Source organism: Flavobacterium cyanobacteriorum (assembly GCF_002251835.1).
GTDB lineage: Bacteria > Bacteroidota > Bacteroidia > Flavobacteriales > Flavobacteriaceae > Flavobacterium > Flavobacterium cyanobacteriorum.
In genome coordinates this window covers 1-22,469 of record NZ_NOXV01000220.1, presented here as the reverse complement: position 1 = coordinate 22,469, position 22,469 = coordinate 1, and the positions used below count along the sequence as shown (strand labels likewise).

Sequence of the window (22,469 nt, the reverse complement as noted above, 5' to 3'; positions counted from 1 at the left end):
ACCCTTTTTTATTTAACAAATAAGTTTAAACCACTTCATTATTAAAATTATGCATATATAATAACTTTTATTGATTTGTAAAACTACAATACCCTTCAATATATCCTTTTATATTCCCCTGCAACAATACACTTTTTTTGTAAAATAATAGCCGATATTTAGGTTTATTATTAACTTAGTTCAAAATAAATACCATGAACAAACTATTATTTTTTACAGCCATTATGCTTACTACCGCATTGCACAGCCAGGGTAAACTGGTAAAGATTGATAATTTTGAATCGAAATATGTGAAGGCACGCAATGTGGAAATATGGCTGCCTGATGAGTATTTTACCGATAATAAGCAGAAATTCCCGGTGCTTTACATGCACGATGGCCAAAATGTTTTTAACCCCGAAACGGCCATGGGCAATATTGCGTGGGAAGCTGACAATACTGCCCAAAAACTTATAAAAGATAAAAAAATAAAGCCCGTAATTATTGTGGCTTCCTGGTGTACCGACAGGCGTTTTTTTGAATATTATCCTGAAAAAGCCGCTAAAAACCTTTCAGGGGAAGATAAAGCAGCCATGGAAAAAGTTAGGATACAGATGGGTGTTGTACAGTCTGATTACATGGCCGACGAGTACCTTAAATTCCTTACCACCGAATTAAAGCCTTACATCGACAAGAATTACCGGACGCTTACCGATGCCGCCAACACCGCTATTTGCGGCAGTTCCATGGGCGGGCTGATATCTCTATATGCGATTTGCGAATATCCCCGGATTTTTGGGAAAGCTGCATGCGTGTCAACACACTGGCCTATCTTGTTTGACAACAGCAATATGAACTTTTCAGAGGCGATACGAAAATATGTTGCGGAGAACCTGCCTTCGCCTAAAAATCATTCTATATATTTTGATTTTGGCACCGAAACACTGGACGAACTCTATGAAATACATCAGGTTAAGGTTGATGATATAATGAAGGATAAGGGCTACACGAAGGGAAAGAACTGGGTAACACGTAAATTTGAAGGAGCAGCCCACAATGAAAAATCATGGCAGCAAAGGATGGATGTAATATTGGAATTTTTATTTAAACAATAAACCGGCGAAGCTCAATTGAACCATACTATTTCCCAATACAGATAATTTTTAAACTATAAAAAAGTTATCTTGAGAGTAACAATTTCCGGTTTTTTTGGACTTATACAAAAAATATTCCTTATGAAAAGCCGTTTCCTGCTCCCAGTACTCCTCGCTATTACCTCAGTTTCGGCGCAAAATTTTACAAGGCGTGACAGCCTGCAGGGAGGCCTGCGGCCCGAAAGGACCAGCTTTGATGTGCAGCGCTACGACCTGAACATAAGGCTCGACCCTGATAAAAAATATATAAGCGGTTATAACAACATTACTTTTAAAGTTGTTGAAAACACAAAACGTATCCAGCTTGATCTTTTTGAAAATATGAATGTGGACAGCATTATCCACAACAACAGGAAGCTCCCTTACAAGCGTGATAATGACGCGGTATTTATCACATTTCCGCAAAACCTGGAAAAGGGCGATGAACAACAGCTAAGGTTCTACTATTCGGGGAATCCTAAAGTAGCCAGGAACGCTCCCTGGGACGGTGGTTTTGTATTCCGTAAAGACAATAGCGGCAAACACTGGATAGGCGTGGCAGTACAGGGCACAGGGGCAAGCCTTTGGTATCCTGTAAAAGACCACCAGACCGATGAGCCTGATAAAGGAGCATCCATAAAAGTGGCCGTGCCGGACGGGCTTATGAATGTATCAAACGGCCGCCTTACCGGAAAAGAAAAACTTAAAGGTGGCTATACGCGCTGGGACTGGGAAGTAAAAAATCCTATAAACAATTACACAATAACACTTAATGTGGCTGATTATGCCCACATACACGACACACATAACGGGCTGGATATTGATTATTATGTGCTGAAATATAACGAAGCCAAAGCCCGAAAACATTTTGAAGAAGTTAAGCCAATGCTGGATTGTTTTGAATCGAAATTCGGCAAGTATCCTTTTTACGAAGATGGCTATAAACTTGTAGAAACGCCTTACCTGGGCATGGAACACCAAAGCGCCGTAGCCTATGGCAATAACTACAAGAAAGGCTACATGGGCTATGACATGACCATGACCGGTATAGGCATGCTGTTTGACTATATCACGATACATGAAAGCGGGCATGAATGGTTTGGCAACAGCATCACATCAAAAGATATTGCCGATATGTGGATACACGAAGGCTTTACCACCTATTCTGAAACCGTATATGTGGAATGCCGCTACGGGTATGAAAAAGCCATGCAATATATTACCGGCCAGCGTGCCAGCGTGATGAATGCAAAACCCGTAATAGGTATTTTTGGCGTTAATAAAGAAGGTTCGCAGGATATGTACTACAAAGGCGCGCTTATGCTCAACACATTACGCCATGTTATAAATGATGATGCAAAGTGGTGGGCCATAATACTAAAATATGCTGAAACCTATAAAAAGCAGGTAATTGATACCGAAACTGTTATAGCCTTCTTCAATAGGGAAAGCGGGTTAAACCTTACGCCTGTTTTTAACCAGTACCTGCGCTACAGGAACATCCCGACGCTTCAGGTAAGGATGAACGGCAACAGTTTTGAATATCGCTGGAAGACTGATGTAGCCGGCTTTGCCATGCCTGTTGAAGTTTCCGCGGGAGGCAAAAATATAAGGCTTAATGCCACAAATAACTGGCAAAAAGCAGGAGTTGCCACAGATAATCCCAAAGGGGTGGAAGTAGTACGGACGAAGTATTATGTTAACACCGAAGTGCTTTAGGCTGTAGCTTTACTAGTATCGCGTATTACCTTACCCGTCGCGGTTTCATCAAACTTTGGGACAAACTTTGTCTGTTTAGGCCTTTCAAACTTGCCCAGTTTAGCAAATATAGCGGTATCAATATCATAAGGCTCACCTTCAATAAAAAGTACCAGCTTTTCACCGAGTTCTTCGTCAGGCTCACCTTTTACATAAAAACGGCGGCTTATTTTACCGGAAAGCTTCTCCTCTATCTGCTCCGGAAAAAGCTTTACACCGCCACTGTTAATTACGTTGTCAATCCTGCCAAGCCATATAAAATGGGTATCATCAACTATCTGCACAACATCGTTAGTAATAACCGGCTCATCACAAATGGCAAAAGCATCAATAACAAGGCAGTGGCGCTCATCTTCGCTTATAGTAACATTAGGCAGTACCGTAAATGCTTCCTCTCCTACCCTTTTGGCGGCAATGTGCGTTATCGTTTCTGTCATGCCATAAGTTTCATAAATCTCTGCTGGTATCTCACCCAGCTTTTTTGAAAGCGCCTTGCTCACTTTGGCGCCGCCCAGTATCAGTTTCTTTACCTGTTGCAGCTTATCAAGCGAATGCTGCGCCTGCAGCGGAACCATAGCCGCAAAATCGTACTGTGCATCATTGCGCTCAAGCGGGGTTGACGAAGGGGCTACCAAATCCATATCCCACCCAATAATAAATGCCCTTACCAGCATCATTTTGCCGGCCACATACTGCGTGGGCAGGCAGTGCAGTACTTTTATACCTGCCGAGAGGTCAAAAAAAGCTGCTGTAGCCAGTGCGGAATTAACCATGGCCTGCTTATCGACACGTATCATTTTTGGCGCGCCCGTAGTGCCTGACGTCTGCATGTCAATATAGCTTTTATCATCAAACCAGTACATGAGGAAATCGCCTACGGCCCTTTCATAAGGTTCGCCTTCTTTTATAAAGCTGTAAGCTATACGTAACAGGTCCTCGCGGGTCAGGTGGAAGCCATTCAGCCGGAAATTTGGATGTACATAGTTATAATCAGGATTGTTCATAGCCGGTATAGGATTGGTTAGTATCAGGAATCGTTATAGGTTTTATTTTCCCGGTAAGCTTTTCTTTCCAGGAATGCCATTTGTATTTCCTTCCGAAGATTAGCAGCAGCAAAGGATAGATGACAAAAAGCGGGATGAAAATATCCCATCCTGCCGAGGGTTCGGAAATATCTTTAAAAATTGAATGGGTCTGGAAGGCACTCCAGTCGGAAGTAATAAGCAAAGCTGCCGTTACATTATTGGCGGCATGAAAGCCCAGGGGAAGTTCAGTGCCTTCATCCATAAGTGTTACTATGCCTAAAAATAATCCGGTGCCTATATAATAAAATGCAATAATATACCCCATTTTGTCCACCTCAGGATTGGCAAGGTGCAACACACCGAAACCTACTGATGTTATGACTAAGGGCACCCACCTGTTTCGCGCCAGTAAACCAAAACCCTGCATGAGGTACCCCCTGAACAGTAATTCTTCCAGCGATGTCTGTACCGGGATCATAACAATGGCTATGGCTGCAAGTAGTAAAAAAGGCTGTAGCCTGAACTGAAGCACATAATTTTCCGGCTCAATAAAATACATTAAAACGATTGTGCCCGCCGAAAATACAAACCATATTAAAAATGCAAAGAAAAACCTGTTCCAGTCGATTTTAGGGCGGCTTGTGATTATTTCCTTAAAGTGCTGCTTATGGATACCCTTCACTACTAAAAAAAGCGCCAGCAAGGCTACAGCAAAAGACAATAAAAGCAGGAAAAGCCCGAGATTAAGGTCAAGGTAACGCATCATTTCAACTTCTGTAACAGGTGCAGGTTTACCAGTTGTCATGCTTTTAATAGCTATAGCCATACCAAAAGGCAGGTAACCAAGAAACATGGCCGCTATAACTATAATAAAACCAATAACATATTTAAAGAAATGGTTTTCCTGTTTATTGGCCTGTGCTAAAAACATACTTTACAAATGTTAATTGAGATTTTCACCTACTAAGTTAATCCATTTTTAAATAATAAATAGCTTTCTTTGCAAAAACTATTCAATGATTACGATTTACCATAACCCACGGTGCAGCAAATCGCGCGAAGGGCTTCACTTACTGGAACTTGAGGGCCGTCCGTTTACTGTTGTTAAATATATTGATGAAGGCATTACCAAAGAAGAACTGACGCGGATAATCACAATGCTCGGTATAAAACCCATAGAACTGGTACGGCAAAAAGAAAAAGTATGGATTGATAATTTTAAAAACAGGCAGCTTACAGATAATAATGTTATAGATGCCATGGTGTCACATCCAAACCTTATTGAGAGGCCGGTTGTTGTCAATGGCAACAAAGCAGTTATTGCCAGGCCGGCACAACGCATAAAACAGATTCTTTGAATTAACAAATCTTTAACACAGCTCCTTTTAAACATTCCTGTGTATTTTACGTCTTACTTTATTAATGTTAAACAAACCCTTTTCATGAAAAAATTTCAGTCAGCAGTTGTACTGATCCTGCTTTTTGCAGCAAACCTTTCGTTTGCGCAAAATAAAGTTAAGATTAAAGGTAAAGTTATTGAGCAGGACACAAAGCAGCCACTTGAATTTGCCAATGTTACTATTGAGGGTCCGGATAATACTATTGTTGGCGGCAGCCTTACAGACGCCAGGGGCGAGTATGCCATTGAAGTGCCACCGGGAACGTATAACATCCGGTTCGATTTTATATCCTTTAAGCCACAAGTCATCACCGGCAGGGAAATAACTGCCGATACCAACCTTGGGCAAATATCGCTGGCACCCGATGCCACCGTGCTCAATGAAGTAAAGATTACTGCCGAGCGTTCAACCGTAGAAATAAAACTTGACAAGCGGGTTTACACCATAGGTAACGACATGATGGTTAAAGGCGGTACGGTGAGCGACGTCCTGGACAATGTTCCCTCACTCTCGGTTGACGCCGAAGGCAATGTGGCGTTGCGCGGCAACCAGAATGTTACCATACTTATTGATGGGCGCCCCTCTACCCTGGCCGGAAGCAACGTAGCCGAAGTACTGCGCCTGCTACCCGCCGACTCGGTAGATAAAGTGGAAGTAATTACCAACCCTTCTGCCCGTTATGATGCGGAAGGCGGTGGCGGTATTGTAAACATCATCCTTAAAAAAGGGAAGGCTAACGGCTTCAATGGTTCGTTTGTTGCCAATACAGGCGACCCTGACAACCACGGCATACTGGCCAACCTCAATTTCAGGAGCACTAACTTCAATTTCTTTACCAACATAGGCTATAACTACCGTCGCAATCCCGGCAACGCCTTTATAAATAGCCGCTACCTTGACGAAGCAACTAACGGAACTACAAGCTATACTGACGAGCGCCGCGAAAACGACCGCCTCCGTAAAGGGTATAATGCAAGCTTTGGCCTTGAATGGTTTCTGGATAAAAGCCTTACGTGGACTAATTCTGTTAACTTCAGGAGAAATACGGGCGGTAATAATACCGATACGTATTATGACAATTATGATGCCGGCCGTAATTTCCTGAACAGGATATGGCGCTATAATAATGAGGATAGCGAAGACAATAATGTTCAGTTTTCATCAGGACTGGTAAAAAAATTTAATGAAAATGGGCATGAACTTAAAGTTGACGCTTCTGTCTCAAAGAACATTAATGATGAAAATGCTATTATCAATAATATCACTATTGCCGGCATACCATCAGCTATAGACACATTTGAAAGGACGCTTAATGACCAGCAGGACGACCGCTCCCTGCTCCAGGCTGACTATGTGCTTCCATTGGGCAAAGACGCCCGTTTTGAAGCCGGCTACCGGGGGAATTTCACCGTGCTTGAAACCGATGCCAGGGCCGAAAGGCTGAACCCGGAAACTAATACTTGGGAGAACGATGGCAACTTTACCAATTTTGTAGAATATAAAGAATACATAAACGCACTTTATGCACAATATGGTTCAAAGATAAACAAGTTCTCCTACATGTTTGGGTTGCGTTGGGAAGACTCAAATATTGATGTAAACCTCCTGACTACATCCCAGTTTAACAATAAGCGTTATAACAATTTTTTCCCCAGCGCTTTCTTTACTTACGAATTTTCCGAAAATAACAACTTGAGCCTCAGCTACAGCAGGCGTATCAACCGTCCGCGCGGCAGGCTGCTCAACCCGTTCTCCGGGCTTGAAAGTAATATCAACGTATTCCAGGGCAACCCTGACCTTGACCCCTCCATGACCAATTCTTTTGACTTAGGCTACCTGAAACGCTGGAAACAGCTTACACTAAGCACATCTGCTTACCTTAATATTACTGATGACAGCTTCCAGTACGTAAGGCAAATACGCGGTATCAGCCCGCAGGGGACACCTATAACACTGACTACGCCCATAAACCTGGCTAAAGAATACCGCTTCGGGTTGGAGTTCAACATTAATTATAATCCTTTTAAATGGTGGAGGATAAACAGTAACTTCAACTTTTTCAGGAATGAAACACAGGGAGATTACAACTTTGTGTTTACTAACCCTGATACGGGCATAACCACAACCGATTTCCAGGATTTTAATTTTACGGCCTATGCCTGGACCACCCGGGTAAATTCAAAAATAACCCTGCCCTGGAAAATTGACTGGCAGCTCAACAGCAATTATGAAGCCCCGCAAGACAATGCCCAGGGCAAGCGTAGGGGCGTAATTAGCGCTAATACGGCACTAAGCAAAGATATACTGAAAGAAAAAGCCACGATAGCCCTGAATGTGCAGGATATATTTAACTCGAGGAAAATGATGATTGAAACCTACATCCCTTTCCAGGTGGAAAGCTATAGCGAGATGCAGTGGCGGGTAAGGCAGGTAACGCTGTCTTTCACCTACCGCTTTAACATGTCGAGGGCCGAAAGGCAGAAGGAACAGCAGCGCCAGCGGCAGAACCAGGACGGAGGCGGCGAAGAATATATGGGAGGGTAAATAAGGGGCTGTAATTACAGCTCCTTGTTAATCTTCACTCTTGGGCGAATAGTCTTTTTCAAAAATATCGCCGTTAAAAAGCTGCTCCAGCAGGTTAAGGCTAATACCTCCAATAAAAACTCCGCTATCAAGAGGATCAGGGGCGTAACATGGGTTCATCAATAAAGGCATTGGGTTATTTTGCGAGCCGTTAAAGTAAAAATTATTGCCTGATATATAAACATTGCGCATCCCATAGCCAACGTTATCAAAATTAAACTGGTACTCACCAAAAACTGACGTATAGTTCTTGGAGTAATAGGAAAAGTCAGGAAGGCTGGCAGGTAGCTGCGGCTGCTCTTTATATACAAATGAATACTTTTGAGCATCTTGGCCGTACACAGCTGTTGCGGCAAAAAGTAGAGCCAGTGCAAAACATTTTTTCATAAGGCAGTACATTTAGTTACCTCAAATATAAAAATTTAAAATAAAAAAAGCGCCTTTAAGAGGCGCTTTTGGTGCTGCATTGTATAATTATGGGAAAATACCCCTCTGCTTGTAAGCGGTTTCAATCCTTGATAGCGATACAATATAAGCGGCGGTCCTCCAGTCAGTTTTATACTGCACTGATGAACTAATCACTTTATTAAATGCCTCTTCAAGCTTTTTCCTGAGTTTGATGATTACATCATCCATAGTCCAGATTTCACCATTGCGGTTCTGAAGCCATTCAAAATAGCTTCCGATAACACCGCCCGAATTGCACAGGATGTCCGGAATAATATCAACACCTTTAGCCAGCAATATAGCTTCACCTTCGGTATCAGTAGGCCCATTAGCACCTTCGGCTACAACCTGTGCTTTTATAGTAGCGGCATTTTCTTCCGTTATCTGGTTGCCAAGGGCAGCAGGTATAACAATATCGCAGTCAATACCAAAGAACTCATCGGAAGCATACTCCTGCGTATTTTTAAAGCCTGTAATGGTACCGTTGTCAGTCTGGTAACGAAGCAGCGCTTCCGGGTCAATCCCTTCAGGGTTATATATAGTGCCTGTAGCATCCTGGACCCCTACCAGTATGGCGCCGTTCTTGTTCATAAAATGAGCTGCCCAGTAGCCAACGTTTCCGAAGCCCTGTACAATGTAGCGCTTACCTTCAAGAGATGTGCCCCTTAACTTAGCCCATGCCTCAAGGGTTACCACAACACCAAAGCCTGTAGCCCTGTCCCGGCCTTCAAGTCCGCCTGAACCTACAGGTTTTCCTGTAACCACGTGCTGGTTTTTTGACCGCTCAGAAGGTGATTTGGTCGACATATAGGTATCGGCAATCCATGCCATCATCTGCGCATTGGTATTTACATCCGGGGCAGGAATATCGTGCTCAGGGCCTATATTATCGCCAAGGGCATATGTAAAGCGCCTGGTAATCCTTTCAAGTTCGCCCTGCGAGTAAAGCTTAGGGTCAATCTGTATACCGCCTTTACCGCCTCCGTAGGGAAGGCCGGCCAGCGCCGTTTTCCAGGTCATCCAGGTAGCCAGTGCCCTTGCTGCGTCAATATCAACTGTGGGATGGTACCTTAGCCCGCCTTTATAAGGCCCCAGGGCATTATTATGCTGCACCCTGTATCCGGTAAAAACTTCTACTTTGCCATTATCCATTTTAACAGGAAAATGAACCACGATTTCATTATTGGTTATGGAAAGGATTTTCTTAACGCTTTCATCCAGCCCCATAACAGCCGCAGCCTTTTCAAACTGGTTTTTTACGTTTTCATACATGCCCGCACGGGGCTTGGTTGCTGTTGCCATGTGTTTTTATTTACAACTTGTTTTTATACAACATTTTTAGCTTTAAAAAAGCATACAAATATAGGGCAAGTATGTGAAACCTAAAACGTTTGAATTAATAATTTTATAAAAAAATACTACTAAAAATGCGATTGCTATAATTTTAAGTTTTATTATAGTGCCCCTGCTACATATTATACAAAAAGTATGCCTTACCCGCTACATTAATATATTTGTAAATCAACCTGTTATAACATCATAAGTTTTAAAATTTTGTCAAACGTGCTTTTTATCATGTAAATATAGCTGGCTAATTTGGTATATTTGCTTATAAATTTACCAGAAATGAAACTAGAGCAAATATATACCGGCTGTATAGCACAGGCCGCATATTACCTGGAAAGCAATGGCGAAGCCGCCATATTCGACCCGCTAAGGGAAGTCAGGCCTTATATCGAAAAAGCAGCCAAAGACAATGCACGGATAAAATACATTTTTGAAACCCATTTTCATGCCGATTTTGTATCGGGCCACCTGGACCTTGCCTCTAAAACAGGGGCCAAAATTGTTTATGGCCCTACAGCAAAACCAGAATTTGAGTCGCTTATTGCGGATGACGGGCAGGAATTCAGGGTAGGCAGTTATACCATAAGGGCGATTCATACGCCCGGCCATACCCTTGAAAGCACCTGCTACCTTATAATCGATGCTGAGGGGAAAATGCATGGCCTGATAACCGGTGACACATTATTCATAGGCGATGTAGGCCGCCCTGACCTGGCGCAGGCGCTGGTGGGCGAACTGACGCAGGAAGTACTCGCGGCAAAACTTTATGATTCGCTTCGTGATAAAATAATGCCCCTGCCTGATGATATTATTGTATACCCGAGCCACGGTGCCGGAAGCGCCTGCGGCAAGAACATGAGCAAGGAGACAACCGATACTCTGGGCAACCAGAAAAAAACCAATTACGCCTTGCGCGCGAATATGACTAAAGACGAGTTCATCAAAGAACTTTTAGACGGGCTTGGCGCTCCACCGGCCTATTTTCCACAAAATGTATTACTTAACATCAAGGGATATCAGAGCCTTGATAAGGTAATGGAACGGTCAAGTACCCCACTAACAGCCCCACAGCTAAAAGCAATGGCTGCCGATGCTATCGTGCTTGATGTAAGACAGGAAAGTGACTTTGTGAAAGAACATATTCCGGGTTCGGTATTTATAGGCCTCAACGGCAACTTTGCACCGTGGGTTGGCGCGCTTATTGGGAATGTCAACCAGACACTGCTGCTGGTTACACCTGAAGGTAAAGAGGAAGAAGCCATAACACGACTTGCACGGGTGGGCTTCGATAATGTACTCGGCTACCTTAATGGTGGTATGGAATCCTGGAAAAAGGCAGGTTTTGAAACTGACAGCATCCGTTCTGTTTCTCCGGAGGAATTTTCCGAAGGGCTGGCAAAAGAACCAAAGCCGGTGGTTGACGCCCGCAAACCGGGCGAATATGCCGGGGGCCATGTAGTTGATGCTGTCAATATACCGCTTGATTTCGTAAACGAACGCTTTGCAGAAATACCCAAAGACAAAGACTTTTATATCCATTGCGCCGGAGGATACCGTTCGGTTATTATGGCTTCTATTTTAAAGGCCCGCGGCTACCACAATATGATAAATGTAGAAAAAGGCTTTGCCGGCATAAAAGCCACAACAGCAAAAACCACCATAAGCGAATCGGCATCGGTATAAAGGTTTATGTGTGTTATGTGAATTAAATTAAATACTTTTGCGTGCATATAAAATCAATTAATAAATGAAAAAAATCTTTTTGCTTGCAGCTGTTTCAGCATGTATAATATCATGCAACAGGCTTGCTGACAATGAATATGAAATTACCGGAACAGTTGACAAAGCACTTAACGGCAAACAAATCATCCTTGAAAAACAGGGCGGCTACATGGGCTTTATACCTGTTGACACCGCAGTGGTAAAAGATGGGAAATTTGAGTTCAGGGGTACTGTTACTGAGCCATCAATGCATTTCCTTACGCTGGATGACCCAATGAAAAAGGTAGATTTTATTCTTGAAAACGGAAGTATAAACCTGAAAATAGACAAGGACTCACTCCAGAAAACAGAGCGTTCAGGCACGCCAAGTAATGATAAAATGGCCGAATATTATAAAACCATCGCCGCGCATACCAAAAAAATGATGGACTTCCAGAAGAAGAACCAGGCAGCATACATGGACGCCTTTAAAAAGAAAGACAGCGTTACCATGAACAACCTTCAAAAACAATACAGCGCTATAACCGACGAGATGGCAAAAGCATCGGTTAATTTTGTAAAAGATAATCCTGACAGCTATATATCCGTGCTGTTGCTAAAGCAAATGTCAACATCGGGCAAAGTTGAGGAAAAAGATATTAAGGGACGCTTTGACGCCCTGAGCGCAAAGATGAAAAAAACAAAAGAAGGCAAGGAACTTTATGAGTCATTATATGGCGGTGCCAACGTGGGCAGGCAGGCTCCTGACTTTTCCGCACCGGCGCCGGACGGGCAGACCGTTTCACTGAAAAGTGCCCTCGGCAAAGTTACTATCATTGATTTCTGGGCATCATGGTGCAAACCCTGCAGGATGGAAAACCCTAATGTGGTAGCCCTTTACAACGAGTTTCATCCCAAAGGACTAAACATTATCGGTGTTTCACTCGATAAAGATGGTAAGGCCTGGAAAGATGCGATTGCAGCCGATAAGCTGGCGTGGTTCCAGGTATCCAACCTTAAGTTTTGGGATGACCCTGTTGCCATAAAATACGGGGTAAAATCTATCCCTGCTACATTCATACTGGATGCTTCAGGCAAAGTGGTTGCAAAAGACCTTCGCGGAGCCGCGTTAAAGGCAAAAGTAGCAGAACTTTTGAATAAATAATAGTTTATCCTGTTATAAAAAGAAGAAGCCGTCTCAATATTACAATTTGAGGCGGCTTCTTTATTATATCAAAATAAACCTTCTATGGAAAGGTAACGTTCGCCGGTATCATAATTAAAAGTAAGCACTGTCGCATCCTCAGGTATATCAGGGAGCGTTTTATGCACAGCTGCCAGTGAGGCCCCAGTTGAAATCCCTGATAATATACCCTCTTTCCTGGCAATGCTCCTTGCAAATTCAAAAGCCTCATCCCTGCTCACCTGTATTACGCCATCAATAAACTCATCCCTGTATATCGAGGGTATAAAGCCCGCCCCTATGCCCTGTAAAGGGTGCAGCCCCGGAGTGCCTCCGCTTAATACCGGCGATAATTCAGGCTCAACGGCAAATACCTTAAGGGCCGGGAATTTTTCTTTCAGCACAGCTGCAACGCCGGTTATGTGCCCGCCTGTACCCACACCTGTAATTATGTAATCAATTCCTCCGGGAAAATCAGCCAGTATTTCCTGTGCCGTAGTGCGCTTGTGCACCTCAACGTTCGCCTGGTTATCAAACTGGCGCGGCGACCATGCCCCGGGTGTTTCGCCAACCAGTTCGGCAGCCCTTTCTATAGCGCCCCTCATCCCCTTTTCTCTTGGTGTCAGCTCAAATTCGGCCCCATAGATGCTCATAAGCTTCCTTCGCTCCACACTCATTGATTCCGGCATCACCAAAATAAGCTTATACCCTTTTACGGCAGCCACAAAGGCAAGCCCTATACCTGTATTTCCCGAAGTAGGCTCAATAATTATGCTATCGGGCGTCAGGAGCCCCTTAGCTTCAGCATCTTCAATCATAGCCAGTGCAATACGGTCTTTAATACTATTGCCGGGGTTGTTCCTCTCCAGTTTTATCCATACATCCCTGCCCTCAAAAAGGCGGCTAAGCTTTACATGCGGCGTGTTGCCTATTGTCTTCAAAATGTTATCTGCTTTCATGGTATATCGTTTTTATTTAAATTACAAAGTTGAGCGGTTCAGGGAAAGTTTCTTTCGTTTTCACTGCAATTTCACTTTTATGGTACACCAGCGAGCCGGGTGGTACGGAACGGGTTATCCATACATTGCCGCCAATTATAGAGGCGTCCCCTATTTCAGTAGCGCCGCCTAAAATAGTGGCATTCGCATAAACAGTAACATTATTGCCAATGGTAGGATGCCGTTTAACCGAAGCATCGGCCTTACTGACACTCAGGGCACCCAGTGTTACACCCTGGTACAGCTTCACATCATTTCCAATAACCGATGTTTCCCCTACTACAACACCTGTACCGTGGTCAATAAAAAAACGTTCCCCTATTTGTGCACCGGGATGTATATCAATACCTGTTTTGCCATGTACATACTCGGCCATCATCCGGGGCAAAAGCGGAACACTCAAAACCCAAAACTCATGTGCAATCCTGTAAACGGCAATGGCAAAAAATCCGGGATATGAAGTAAGGACTTCACTTCGGGATTTAGCAGCAGGGTCAAACTCAAAAATGGCCTTTAGGTCATCTTCAAGTTTTTGGTGAAGTATAGCTGCCTTATCATTTAACAGTGAGAGTACTGATAATATTTTTCCTTCATAACCCGATGAATTAAGTAATTCTTCCAGTGATTTTTCCAGCTCTTCTTTTTCATTGACAAAGAATTTGTAATCCGCATATTGCGGCCCGATACAAAACAGCCACCTAAAAAACTTTTCAAGCCATTGCTCTGTCTTTACCTTATCAGGCAGTAATTCGCATTTAAGGTAGTTAGCGGTGTAAACAGGGTGTTTCATAATACTGCTTAAAAAACAAAGCCCCTCTTCGCCAGGGGCCTTGTGTTACTGATGCCTTCGCACAACATATACGCTCTCCCCCGACAGCTATGGCTGCATACAGGGAAACTGAGGATGGCAATATGTTGCACGCATGTTATTAACTATGAGGGGCAAAGTTAAGCAAAAAATAATACCCTACAAATTTAGTAGACTAATAAATTACATAAAAGTTACCATATTTTTTACCTTTGCACCTATGCTTATGAAGAAAGTCCTTGTAATAGACAACTACGACAGCTTTACATACAATCTTGTCCACTATCTGGAAAAACTGGGAGCCGGTGTAACTGTGGTGCGAAATGATGAAACAATACCTGATGACGTTGCAGGTTTTGAAAAACTGCTGCTTTCTCCGGGGCCGGGTGTTCCGGCTGAAGCAGGTGTGCTCGCACAATTAATCAAAGAATATGCGCCTGTTAAAAGCATTTTGGGGGTTTGCCTGGGGCAGCAGGCTATAGCCGAGGTTTTTGGGGGAAGCCTAATCAACCTGGAGATGGTTCACCACGGCGTGGCATCTGTTATTGATATTATTGCAGAAGATGAAACCCTGTTTGCCGGCCTGCCAAAACAAATAGAGGTTGGCCGCTATCATTCCTGGAGTGTTGACCCTGCTACTTTGCCCCCAGTGCTTGAGGTAACATCAGTTGACCAGGAAGGCAGGATTATGTCCTTACGGCATAAAATTTTTGATGTAAAAGGAGTGCAGTTTCATCCGGAATCTGTACTGACACCCCACGGGCTTGCCATCTTAGAAAACTGGATAAAATATTAAACTTTTAATTTAATATAAAAATCCTATAATACTGATTACTAAAACTATTAAACTTTAATATAGATTTTATCTATGTATTGTTTTCATATAAAATCCCGGCCTTTAAACCGGGATAATCAATAAAAATTTAAAAAGTATTATCGGGTAAATACAAGCGTGTTTACCTTACTAAGTTTCGGGTCAAATTTATACCCTTCGTAATCAAATTTTTTTAGGCCGTTAAGTGTTTTTACATTTTTATCAATAATATAGCGCACCATCATACCCCTTGCTTTTTTGGCAAAAAAACTTACCATACGCAACTCTCCCTCCTTGCTGTAGTCTTTAAATTCTGGTGTTATTACCGGTACTTTAAGCGCTTTTGCATCTATAGCGCTAAAATACTCTTTACTTGCCAGGTTAATAAACAGCTCATCATCCTTCAGCTCATGGTTAATCGCATTAGTAATTGCTTCGCGCCAGTAACCGTACAGGTCTTTGCTGTCCCCTACTGCCAGCGGGGTACCCATTTCAAGCCGGTAAGGCTGTATCAGGTCAAGCGGTTTAAGGAGGCCGTATAGCCCTGAAAGTATGCGCAGCGAGTCCTGCAGCCGGTTAAGTTTGCTTACAGGTATTGTGTAAGCATCAAGTCCCACATATACATCGCCATTGAAGGCATACAGGGCCGGACGGGCATTTTTTGGTGTAAATGGAGGCTTCCACACCTGATTGCGCTCCCAGTTCAGCTGTGCCAACTTGTCTGATATATCCATAATGCTACCCAATTCGGAGGGCGATTTGCTTACCAGTGCTTTATGCACTGCACGTGCCTTATCAGTAAACGCAGGCTGGGAATGCTTCCGGGTAGGCAATGGTGTTTCAAAATTCAGCGATTTCGCAGGAGATATAACAATTTTCATTTTGATATTTTCTTTCAAAATTACAACAAAAAAGAGTCTTTCGAAATATTGCTGTAATTTCCTATATTAGCAGCATAACCAACTAAAACATTGAGATGGCTGAAAATATAATCAGTACCCACAACCTCACATTCTATTATTCCAAAAGCAGGAAGGCGCTTGACGATGTTTCCCTTAACATCCCTAAGGGTTCCATTTACGGTTTTCTCGGGCCTAATGGTGCCGGAAAATCAACTACCATGCGCCTGCTTACAGGCATATTGCCTGAACAGGGAAATGCCATAACCGTTTTCGGCAGTCCCCTGCAGGAACAGGTCCCTCATGTGTTCAACAGGATGGGATCGCTGGTTGAAAGTCCTGCCCTGTACCTGCACCTTAGCGGATATGACAACCTGAGGTACATAGCACAGATGCGCCGTGTACCCGAAACCCGCATCCCGGAGATACTGGAGCTGGTTGACCTGCAACGCGATGCAAAGCGCAAAGCAAAACACTACTCCCTGGGCATGAAGCAGCGCCTGGCCATAGGAATGGCCCTTATGAGCGAGCCTGAGCTTTTATTGCTTGATGAACCGGTAAACGGCCTTGACCCGAACGGTATGAGGGATATACGCCGCCTGCTGGTACGGCTGAACAAAGAAAAAGGCACCACCATCTTCGTGTCGAGCCACCTCCTTTCTGAAATTGAACGGATGTGTACCCATGTGGGCATCATAAGCCGTGGGAAGTTACGCTTTGAAGGCACTATTGAAGAGCTCGCCCTGCAATCAGGCGCCTGCAAAATACAGGTTACACTTAAAGACGCGCCAAAATGGCATACCGGCCTATTACCCGAAATACCTTCAGTTATACTTGAAAATGAAAAGCAGCTGACACTCGAGCTGCCTGACAGGGAAGCTATACCGGAATTTTTAAGGAGCCTGGTAACAAAAGGAGCCAATACTTATGAAATAAAAATTCTTAACGGCCTTGAAGAATGGTTCATGTCACTTATTAACCAAAAGTAACATCACACATTAACTATTATGCTAAACTTTAAAACAGCCTTAAAGGCAGAATACATAAAACGCAAGGGTACAGGAATATACCTGCTTAGCCTTATAATGGGTATCATATCACCGATACTCTTGTTTATAGTTGCTTTTTTTGATGATACAATACAAGACGGTGGCCTGCCTTACAACTATTTTACAACTTACATAGAAAAATGCCTTAGCCCTTTTGCGGAATTCTTTTTCCCGCTGCTAATCATCATTACCGTGAGCCGTTTTACACAGCTCGATCACAAAAACGGCGGCTGGCAGCTCATGGAAACTCAGCCTGTAAACAAGTTTTCCATTTATTTCTCAAAATTTACCATGATACTGCTGTCGAACCTGGTTGCAATTTTAGCGATGGTAGGCTTCAGCTTCCTGCTGGGCTGGCTGTCAAGCCTCTTCATAGAAGTACCTAAAGAAGCTTCTTTTGCTTTTGAGGCTGGCGCAGTATTGCAGATTATAACAAGGCTGTTCCTGGCCAGCCTGATGCTCACGGCAATGCAGTACCTTATAGCAGTGCTGCTTTCCAGCTTTATATGGTCTATCGTCATTGGCTTTTTCGGCCTTTTGCTCAACCTGTTCCTGCAGGGCTTTAGTGTTTCCGCAACGTGGTATCCTTTTGAAATACTTTCAAAAATATCTGACCATAAAAAAGGCAGCGACCTGGGTTATTGGATACTATATTCAGAAGTTGTAGGCATTATAGGTGCATTCCTTTTACTTTACATAGGGTACCAGTGGTATGTACATAAAAAATTTATGCAAGCGTTTTTTCGGAAACCGGCACGTTTTGCAATGCTATTGGTTGTTATTACAGTTTGTACAGGGCTTATAACCTGGATAGTAAAACCTAATAAAATGCTGAACTACAGCGAAACTGTGGTAGCCGGGAAAATTGAAGGGACCGGTAAGTTCAGCAGGCTGTTCGTGATAGACCAGTTTGTTAAAGATACCGTCGCGGCAATACCTATTACCAACAATACATTCAATTACACCATTAAGCAGGATATACCGCTCAACAAATATTTATTGCAGTTTGATGGCGCTATGCAGGGCGAGGCTGTTTTTGGTAGCAAGGACAGCATTTACATCAGTTTAAGAACAAGTAAAAAAGCAAATGATATTAAGGTAACAGGCACAAGGCTGCCTGAGAACCGTTACCAACAGCAGCAGGGACAGGGATGGAGCATGGCTGAATATTACCTTGAGGAAAATGAAAACATTGATAATCCGGACAGGTTTACTGAAGTACTGGCCGAAGAATGGAGAGATGCACTTAAAGAATCAGATAATTTCAGGACGGCTGATAACTATGTACCCAAAGATGACTTCTATGAAAAAAACAGGATGATGGTTACCATCAGGTACCTAAACCTGTGGAACGATTACCTTAAAAAGCGTGCTGCCATGTTCCCCGGGCAGAAAACACCGGAAAATGCAGCTATCAAAGAGATGAAAAGAACAGTACCGCTAAACGATGAATCGCTGCTGAACGAAAGTGCTTACTTTGATTACCTTAAAGCAACATTAATTGCCGGAAATACAAAGGATATTGATGAAAACACAAAGTCAATACAGGCCATAGCCAAACTTCCTGCCGGCAGCTTTAAAGATAAAATGCTGTACTGGCAGTTGAATAAGAGCCTGAAAGAAGCCTCTACTGCTGATGAAAGGGCCAGCCTTATGGCGGCTTACGGCAACAGTTTCAGTAACCGTAAGTATGCAGGCATCCTCCGCCAGTATGATAAACTGCTATTAAGCCTTACCAAAGGCAAACCTGCCCTACCTTTTGAAGCCAGCACGCTTGATGGTAAGCCTTTTTCACTCGCGTCCCTTAATGGCAAACATATTGTAATTGATGTTTGGGCCACCTGGTGCAGCCCGTGCAGGGTACAGTCGCCGTATTTTGAAAAACTGGCACTGAAGTATAAAAAATATCCTATACAGTTTGCAGCGGTAAGTACTGATGACCGTATTGACAAGTGGTATGTAGAAGCCAAGACAAAGTCGGCTTCTGTATTGCAGTTACATGCTGATAACAACCGTAAATTTTGTGATATGTATAATATTGAAAGCATACCACGGTTTATTTTTATTGACCCACAGGGCAATTTCATTAATGCCGAGATGCCTTATCCTGATGATAAAGTTTTTGAAAAACTCATAAGGGAGGCACTTGGGCTGCCCGAAGAAAAATAAACTTTAAAAAAGCGCTGTCTCACAAAGATTGCCTGTTAGCACTTTGGGAGCAGCGCTTTTTTTATACCTGTAAAAATCCTACATTTGTAGAAAAGCCTTGTTATTATGGATATGTACCAGCAACTTAATGACAATATCAGCCGCTATGTTCACTTTTCTGAAGAAGAGCTTGGTATACTGAACGAGCTGGCCACCTATAAAAAAGTGCCAAAAAAAACCTTAATGTTGCAAGCAGGCGAAATGTGCAACTTTGAAGACTTTGTAGTGAAGGGCTGTGTACGAAAATATTATATTGATGATAACGGCTTTGAGGTAATCCTGCAATTTGCCATTGAAAATGCATGGGTAAGCGACATTTCTTTCAGCATTTACGAAGACAGGCCGAGCAGGGTATATATTGAAACCCTTGAAGACTGCGAATTTCTTTCTTTTACCCCTGAATTCAAGGAACTGCTTTTTGAGCGGGCCCCGCGCTTTGAGCGTGCATTCCGCATACTGGTACAGCGCCACCTGGCTGTAACACAAAACAGGCTTTTTAATACCATATCAAAAACCGCGATGGAAAAATACCTTGAATTCCTCGAGGTGTACCCTACCCTGCCCCAGCGCGTGGCACAGCATTATATAGCCTCATACCTTGGCATATCGGCTGAATTTTTAAGCAAAACAAGGGCAAAACTTGCCAGAAATTAGTTTTTGGTAGTCCTGTTTAAGTGTTCGGTGTTCGGTATTTCAGCACCCGAAAGCTGACTGAGACTGAAACTGAGACTGAAAACTGAAAACATAACAAAATTTCTTGTCCCAGTTCAATGCGCAGGCATAAGTTATACCCCAACTTTGCAGTGTAAATAATACCAACTGCAATGAACAGGAAAGATTTTATCAGGAAAGGGCTGATGGGAACAGGGATGTTCATTACATCAGCTGCCGTAGGCGATATTCTTACTAATGATATTGATGAACTTAAGCCGCTTGAACCTGTTGGGTTTAACCATCTGCCAAACAGCGAAACCTTTATTATGGAAAACACAGTACTGCACAGGGCCGAAACCCGGGGGCATGCCAATCATGGCTGGCTTGACAGCTACCACACCTTCAGCTTTGCCAATTACCATAACCCTGACAGGATGCACTTCGGCGTACTGAGGGTACTGAACGATGACCGCGTAGACCCCGGCATGGGCTTTGGCACGCACCCGCACGACAACATGGAGATAATATCCATCCCGCTGGAAGGTGACCTTGAACATAAAGACAGCATGGGCAATACGGCGGTTATAAAAAAAGGCGATATACAGGTAATGAGTGCCGGAACAGGAATTTACCATAGTGAATATAACCATAATAAAGACAGGCTGACTAAATTCCTGCAGATATGGGTTTTCCCTAACAGGAAGAACGTTAAGCCCCGTTATGACCAGATTTCACTTAACGAAGCCGACAGACATAACAGGCTGCAGCAAATACTGTCACCTGATGCTAATGATGAAGGCGTATGGATACACCAGGACGCATGGTTCCACATGGGCAGATTTGACAAAGACACAAAACTGCAATACAACCTGAAAAAGAAAGGCAATGGCATATATGCCTTTGTTATTGAGGGCAACGTAACTATTGGCAATATATCGCTTAACTGGCGCGACGGGCTTGGCATCTGGAATACGGATAGCATAGACATTACTGCCGGCTCACAAAACGCTGAGCTGCTGCTTATGGAAGTACCTATGAAAATATGAGCAGGGTAAAGAAGCAAATTCTAAATTCTAAATTCTAAATTCTAAATTCTAAATTCTAAATTCTAAATAATAATTTAATAACAACTTATAAATTAATCAAATACAACAACTATGGCAACAACAAAATGGGCAGTTGACCCTACACACTCAGAAATAGGCTTTAAAGTAAAGCACATGATGTTTACTAATGTTTCAGGCAGTTTTGGCAAATTTACTGCCGAAGCTGAGACCGACGGCGACAACTTTGATAATGCAAAATTCGCTTTCAGCGGCGACATCAACTCCATAACTACAGGTAACGCCGACCGTGACGGACATCTTTTAAGTGCTGACTTCTTTGACGCGGAACACCACCCTAAGCTGACCTTCGAATCTACAGCATTTACAAAAAAGAATGAAGGTGATTATACCCTTACCGGCAACCTTACCCTTCATGGCGAAACCAGGCCGGTAACCCTTGAGGCAGAATTTGGCGGCATAGCGAAAGACCCGTGGGGCAACACTAAAGCCGGCTTTACCATTACAGGAAAAATAAACCGTAAAGACTGGGGCCTTACCTGGAATGCCGCACTTGAAACAGGAGGGGTACTGGTAAGCGAAGAAGTAAAACTGGCCATTGAGCTACAGTTTGTAAAACAATAATTCCAGATTCCATAATCCAAAAAAAAGGATCTTATGCCGGCAGCATGAGGTCCTTTTTTTATTTTGCATGGGCAAGAGCGGCAGATAAATAGAAAATCATCTTCGTGGTTGGCAAAATAAGTTATAAATAGTGCATATTTGTATGGCAAACCAATACTATAACTTATGGCAAGAGTAACAGGCATTGGCGGATTGTTCTTCCGCTCAGCAAACAATAAGGCTTTAGGGGAATGGTACGAAAAGTACTTTGGGATTACATACATGCCCAGAAAAGATGTATGGCGCCAGGATGCAGGGCCTACTGTTTTTTCCCCTTTTAAGCATGATACGGATTATTTCGGCATTCCCGGGCAGCAGTTCATGGTAAACCTGCGTGTTGAAGGTATTGATGAATTACTGGATATCATGAAAGCCGATGGCGTAAAGATTGATAAAAACCGTGTAGAAGATGCTATTGGCAAATTTGCCTGGGTTTTTGACCCTGAAGGAAACAAGATAGAGCTTTGGGAGCCATCAGAAGAAACAAAATAATTTCAAACTCTTAGTAGTATAACCTGCACTAAGGCTATGCAGGTTTTTTATTTGTTGAATATATCTTTAATTAATTTTATTGTTTCATCAATTCCTATTTTCCTCAATTCAATTTCATCAGTTACGTTATTGACTTCTTTCCATAAGTAGTGATTGGCATCATTATAAAGAAGTATACAGTCAGGTGAGTTCCAATACAATTTAAAGCCTTTAATATAAAATTCTTAAGTACACGACAAAAATTGTATTAAATTAATTTCCAGC

The 22,469-nt window shown here is 43.0% G+C and carries 20 protein-coding genes; 13 read left to right on the top strand and 7 right to left on the bottom strand.

Features of this window, described 5'->3' with window-relative positions; translation table 11 throughout:
• Positions 1-194 precede the first annotated feature (194 nt).
• Complete coding sequence (locus tag CHU92_RS05390; protein WP_094413357.1) at positions 195-1,094, top strand: alpha/beta hydrolase; 900 nt, start codon at positions 195-197, stop codon at positions 1,092-1,094.
• A 120-nt stretch (positions 1,095-1,214) separates the two neighbouring features.
• Positions 1,215-2,831, top strand: a complete 1,617-nt coding sequence (locus tag CHU92_RS05385; protein ID WP_094413355.1) for a M1 family metallopeptidase — start codon at positions 1,215-1,217, stop codon at positions 2,829-2,831.
• On the opposite strand, the gene CHU92_RS05380 is transcribed toward CHU92_RS05385, so the two are convergent.
• Together CHU92_RS05380 and CHU92_RS05375 are read right to left on the bottom strand one after the other, a co-directional pair.
• The gene (locus CHU92_RS05380; RefSeq protein WP_094413353.1) at positions 2,828-3,874 is read right to left on the bottom strand and encodes an AMP-binding protein; all 1,047 of its coding nucleotides are present in this window, start codon (positions 3,872-3,874) and stop codon (positions 2,828-2,830) included. The two genes, CHU92_RS05385 and CHU92_RS05380, sit on opposite strands and share 4 nt — an antisense overlap.
• Complete coding sequence (locus CHU92_RS05375; protein ID WP_094413351.1) at positions 3,861-4,826, bottom strand: CPBP family intramembrane glutamic endopeptidase; 966 nt, start codon at positions 4,824-4,826, stop codon at positions 3,861-3,863. The genes CHU92_RS05380 and CHU92_RS05375 overlap by 14 nt, the downstream gene beginning before the upstream one ends.
• Positions 4,827-4,911: 85 nt before the next feature.
• Here CHU92_RS05375 and arsC point away from each other — a divergent pair, with 85 nt between their 5' ends.
• Together arsC and CHU92_RS05365 are read left to right on the top strand one after the other, a co-directional pair.
• On the top strand, positions 4,912-5,253 hold the full coding sequence (arsC, locus tag CHU92_RS05370; protein ID WP_094413349.1) for an arsenate reductase (glutaredoxin): 342 nt from the start codon (positions 4,912-4,914) through the stop codon (positions 5,251-5,253).
• Positions 5,254-5,337: 84 nt separating this feature from the next.
• Complete coding sequence (locus CHU92_RS05365) at positions 5,338-7,839, top strand: outer membrane beta-barrel family protein (RefSeq protein WP_094413347.1); 2,502 nt, start codon at positions 5,338-5,340, stop codon at positions 7,837-7,839.
• Between the two features lie 27 nt (positions 7,840-7,866).
• Here CHU92_RS05365 and CHU92_RS05360 read toward each other — a convergent pair whose 3' ends face one another.
• Both CHU92_RS05360 and CHU92_RS05355 read right to left on the bottom strand, forming a co-directional pair.
• The gene (locus CHU92_RS05360) at positions 7,867-8,265 is read right to left on the bottom strand and encodes a hypothetical protein (protein ID WP_129583017.1); all 399 of its coding nucleotides are present in this window, start codon (positions 8,263-8,265) and stop codon (positions 7,867-7,869) included.
• 87 nt (positions 8,266-8,352) lie between these two features.
• Entirely contained in the window at positions 8,353-9,627 is a 1,275-nt protein-coding gene (locus CHU92_RS05355) for a Glu/Leu/Phe/Val family dehydrogenase (RefSeq protein WP_094413343.1), read from the bottom strand.
• A gap of 324 nt (positions 9,628-9,951) precedes the next feature.
• Here CHU92_RS05355 and CHU92_RS05350 point away from each other — a divergent pair, with 324 nt between their 5' ends.
• Both CHU92_RS05350 and CHU92_RS05345 read left to right on the top strand, forming a co-directional pair.
• On the top strand, positions 9,952-11,355 hold the full coding sequence (locus tag CHU92_RS05350) for an MBL fold metallo-hydrolase (RefSeq protein ID WP_094413341.1): 1,404 nt from the start codon (positions 9,952-9,954) through the stop codon (positions 11,353-11,355).
• A gap of 64 nt (positions 11,356-11,419) precedes the next feature.
• The gene (locus tag CHU92_RS05345) at positions 11,420-12,538 is read left to right on the top strand and encodes a TlpA disulfide reductase family protein (RefSeq protein ID WP_094413339.1); all 1,119 of its coding nucleotides are present in this window, start codon (positions 11,420-11,422) and stop codon (positions 12,536-12,538) included.
• A gap of 68 nt (positions 12,539-12,606) precedes the next feature.
• Here CHU92_RS05345 and cysK read toward each other — a convergent pair whose 3' ends face one another.
• Both cysK and epsC read right to left on the bottom strand, forming a co-directional pair.
• On the bottom strand, positions 12,607-13,515 hold the full coding sequence (cysK, locus tag CHU92_RS05340; protein ID WP_094413337.1) for a cysteine synthase A: 909 nt from the start codon (positions 13,513-13,515) through the stop codon (positions 12,607-12,609).
• A 16-nt stretch (positions 13,516-13,531) separates the two neighbouring features.
• Positions 13,532-14,344, bottom strand: a complete 813-nt coding sequence (gene epsC, locus CHU92_RS05335; RefSeq protein WP_094413335.1) for a serine O-acetyltransferase EpsC — start codon at positions 14,342-14,344, stop codon at positions 13,532-13,534.
• A gap of 244 nt (positions 14,345-14,588) precedes the next feature.
• On the opposite strand from epsC, the gene CHU92_RS05330 reads away from it, so the two are divergent.
• Positions 14,589-15,158, top strand: coding sequence for an anthranilate synthase component II (locus tag CHU92_RS05330; RefSeq protein ID WP_094413361.1), 570 nt, complete (start codon positions 14,589-14,591; stop codon positions 15,156-15,158).
• A gap of 137 nt (positions 15,159-15,295) precedes the next feature.
• Here CHU92_RS05330 and yaaA read toward each other — a convergent pair whose 3' ends face one another.
• Positions 15,296-16,057, bottom strand: a complete 762-nt coding sequence (gene yaaA, locus CHU92_RS05325; RefSeq protein WP_094413333.1) for a peroxide stress protein YaaA — start codon at positions 16,055-16,057, stop codon at positions 15,296-15,298.
• 95 nt (positions 16,058-16,152) lie between these two features.
• On the opposite strand from yaaA, the gene CHU92_RS05320 reads away from it, so the two are divergent.
• From CHU92_RS05320 to CHU92_RS05295, 6 genes are all read left to right on the top strand, one after another.
• Positions 16,153-17,064 (top strand): ABC transporter ATP-binding protein, encoded by a 912-nt coding sequence (locus CHU92_RS05320; protein ID WP_094413331.1) that lies wholly within the window; start codon positions 16,153-16,155, stop codon positions 17,062-17,064.
• Between the two features lie 18 nt (positions 17,065-17,082).
• A complete protein-coding gene (locus CHU92_RS05315) occupies positions 17,083-19,293 on the top strand; it encodes a redoxin family protein (RefSeq protein WP_094413329.1) in 2,211 nt (736 codons plus the stop codon).
• Positions 19,294-19,398: 105 nt separating this feature from the next.
• Positions 19,399-19,986, top strand: coding sequence for a Crp/Fnr family transcriptional regulator (locus CHU92_RS05310; protein ID WP_207759810.1), 588 nt, complete (start codon positions 19,399-19,401; stop codon positions 19,984-19,986).
• A 326-nt stretch (positions 19,987-20,312) separates the two neighbouring features.
• A complete protein-coding gene (locus CHU92_RS05305) occupies positions 20,313-21,032 on the top strand; it encodes a pirin family protein (protein WP_207759811.1) in 720 nt (239 codons plus the stop codon).
• Between the two features lie 111 nt (positions 21,033-21,143).
• Entirely contained in the window at positions 21,144-21,674 is a 531-nt protein-coding gene (locus CHU92_RS05300) for a YceI family protein (protein WP_094413325.1), read from the top strand.
• A 165-nt stretch (positions 21,675-21,839) separates the two neighbouring features.
• A complete protein-coding gene (locus CHU92_RS05295) occupies positions 21,840-22,205 on the top strand; it encodes a VOC family protein (protein WP_094413323.1) in 366 nt (121 codons plus the stop codon).
• The last annotated feature ends 264 nt before the right edge of the window (positions 22,206-22,469 follow it).

What these genes read in the sequence shown, in the direction of transcription:
- CHU92_RS05345 (WP_094413339.1), top strand. Translation starts at nt 11,420, where the DNA reads ATGAAAAAAATCTTTTTGCTTGCAGCTGTTTCAGCATGTATAATATCA.
- CHU92_RS05295 (WP_094413323.1), top strand. Translation starts at nt 21,840, where the DNA reads ATGGCAAGAGTAACAGGCATTGGCGGATTGTTCTTCCGCTCAGCAAAC.
- CHU92_RS05315 (WP_094413329.1), top strand. Translation starts at nt 17,083, where the DNA reads ATGCTAAACTTTAAAACAGCCTTAAAGGCAGAATACATAAAACGCAAG.
- CHU92_RS05320 (WP_094413331.1), top strand. Translation starts at nt 16,153, where the DNA reads ATGGCTGAAAATATAATCAGTACCCACAACCTCACATTCTATTATTCC.
- yaaA (WP_094413333.1), bottom strand. Translation starts at nt 16,057, where the DNA reads ATGAAAATTGTTATATCTCCTGCGAAATCGCTGAATTTTGAAACACCA.
- CHU92_RS05375 (WP_094413351.1), bottom strand. Translation starts at nt 4,826, where the DNA reads ATGTTTTTAGCACAGGCCAATAAACAGGAAAACCATTTCTTTAAATAT.
- CHU92_RS05305 (WP_207759811.1), top strand. Translation starts at nt 20,313, where the DNA reads ATGGAAAACACAGTACTGCACAGGGCCGAAACCCGGGGGCATGCCAAT.
- CHU92_RS05360 (WP_129583017.1), bottom strand. Translation starts at nt 8,265, where the DNA reads ATGAAAAAATGTTTTGCACTGGCTCTACTTTTTGCCGCAACAGCTGTG.
- CHU92_RS05350 (WP_094413341.1), top strand. Translation starts at nt 9,952, where the DNA reads ATGAAACTAGAGCAAATATATACCGGCTGTATAGCACAGGCCGCATAT.
- epsC (WP_094413335.1), bottom strand. Translation starts at nt 14,344, where the DNA reads ATGAAACACCCTGTTTACACCGCTAACTACCTTAAATGCGAATTACTG.
- cysK (WP_094413337.1), bottom strand. Translation starts at nt 13,515, where the DNA reads ATGAAAGCAGATAACATTTTGAAGACAATAGGCAACACGCCGCATGTA.
- CHU92_RS05310 (WP_207759810.1), top strand. Translation starts at nt 19,399, where the DNA reads ATGGATATGTACCAGCAACTTAATGACAATATCAGCCGCTATGTTCAC.
- CHU92_RS05355 (WP_094413343.1), bottom strand. Translation starts at nt 9,627, where the DNA reads ATGGCAACAGCAACCAAGCCCCGTGCGGGCATGTATGAAAACGTAAAA.
- CHU92_RS05300 (WP_094413325.1), top strand. Translation starts at nt 21,144, where the DNA reads ATGGCAACAACAAAATGGGCAGTTGACCCTACACACTCAGAAATAGGC.
- CHU92_RS05385 (WP_094413355.1), top strand. Translation starts at nt 1,215, where the DNA reads ATGAAAAGCCGTTTCCTGCTCCCAGTACTCCTCGCTATTACCTCAGTT.
- CHU92_RS05380 (WP_094413353.1), bottom strand. Translation starts at nt 3,874, where the DNA reads ATGAACAATCCTGATTATAACTATGTACATCCAAATTTCCGGCTGAAT.
- CHU92_RS05365 (WP_094413347.1), top strand. Translation starts at nt 5,338, where the DNA reads ATGAAAAAATTTCAGTCAGCAGTTGTACTGATCCTGCTTTTTGCAGCA.
- CHU92_RS05390 (WP_094413357.1), top strand. Translation starts at nt 195, where the DNA reads ATGAACAAACTATTATTTTTTACAGCCATTATGCTTACTACCGCATTG.
- arsC (WP_094413349.1), top strand. Translation starts at nt 4,912, where the DNA reads ATGATTACGATTTACCATAACCCACGGTGCAGCAAATCGCGCGAAGGG.
- CHU92_RS05330 (WP_094413361.1), top strand. Translation starts at nt 14,589, where the DNA reads ATGAAGAAAGTCCTTGTAATAGACAACTACGACAGCTTTACATACAAT.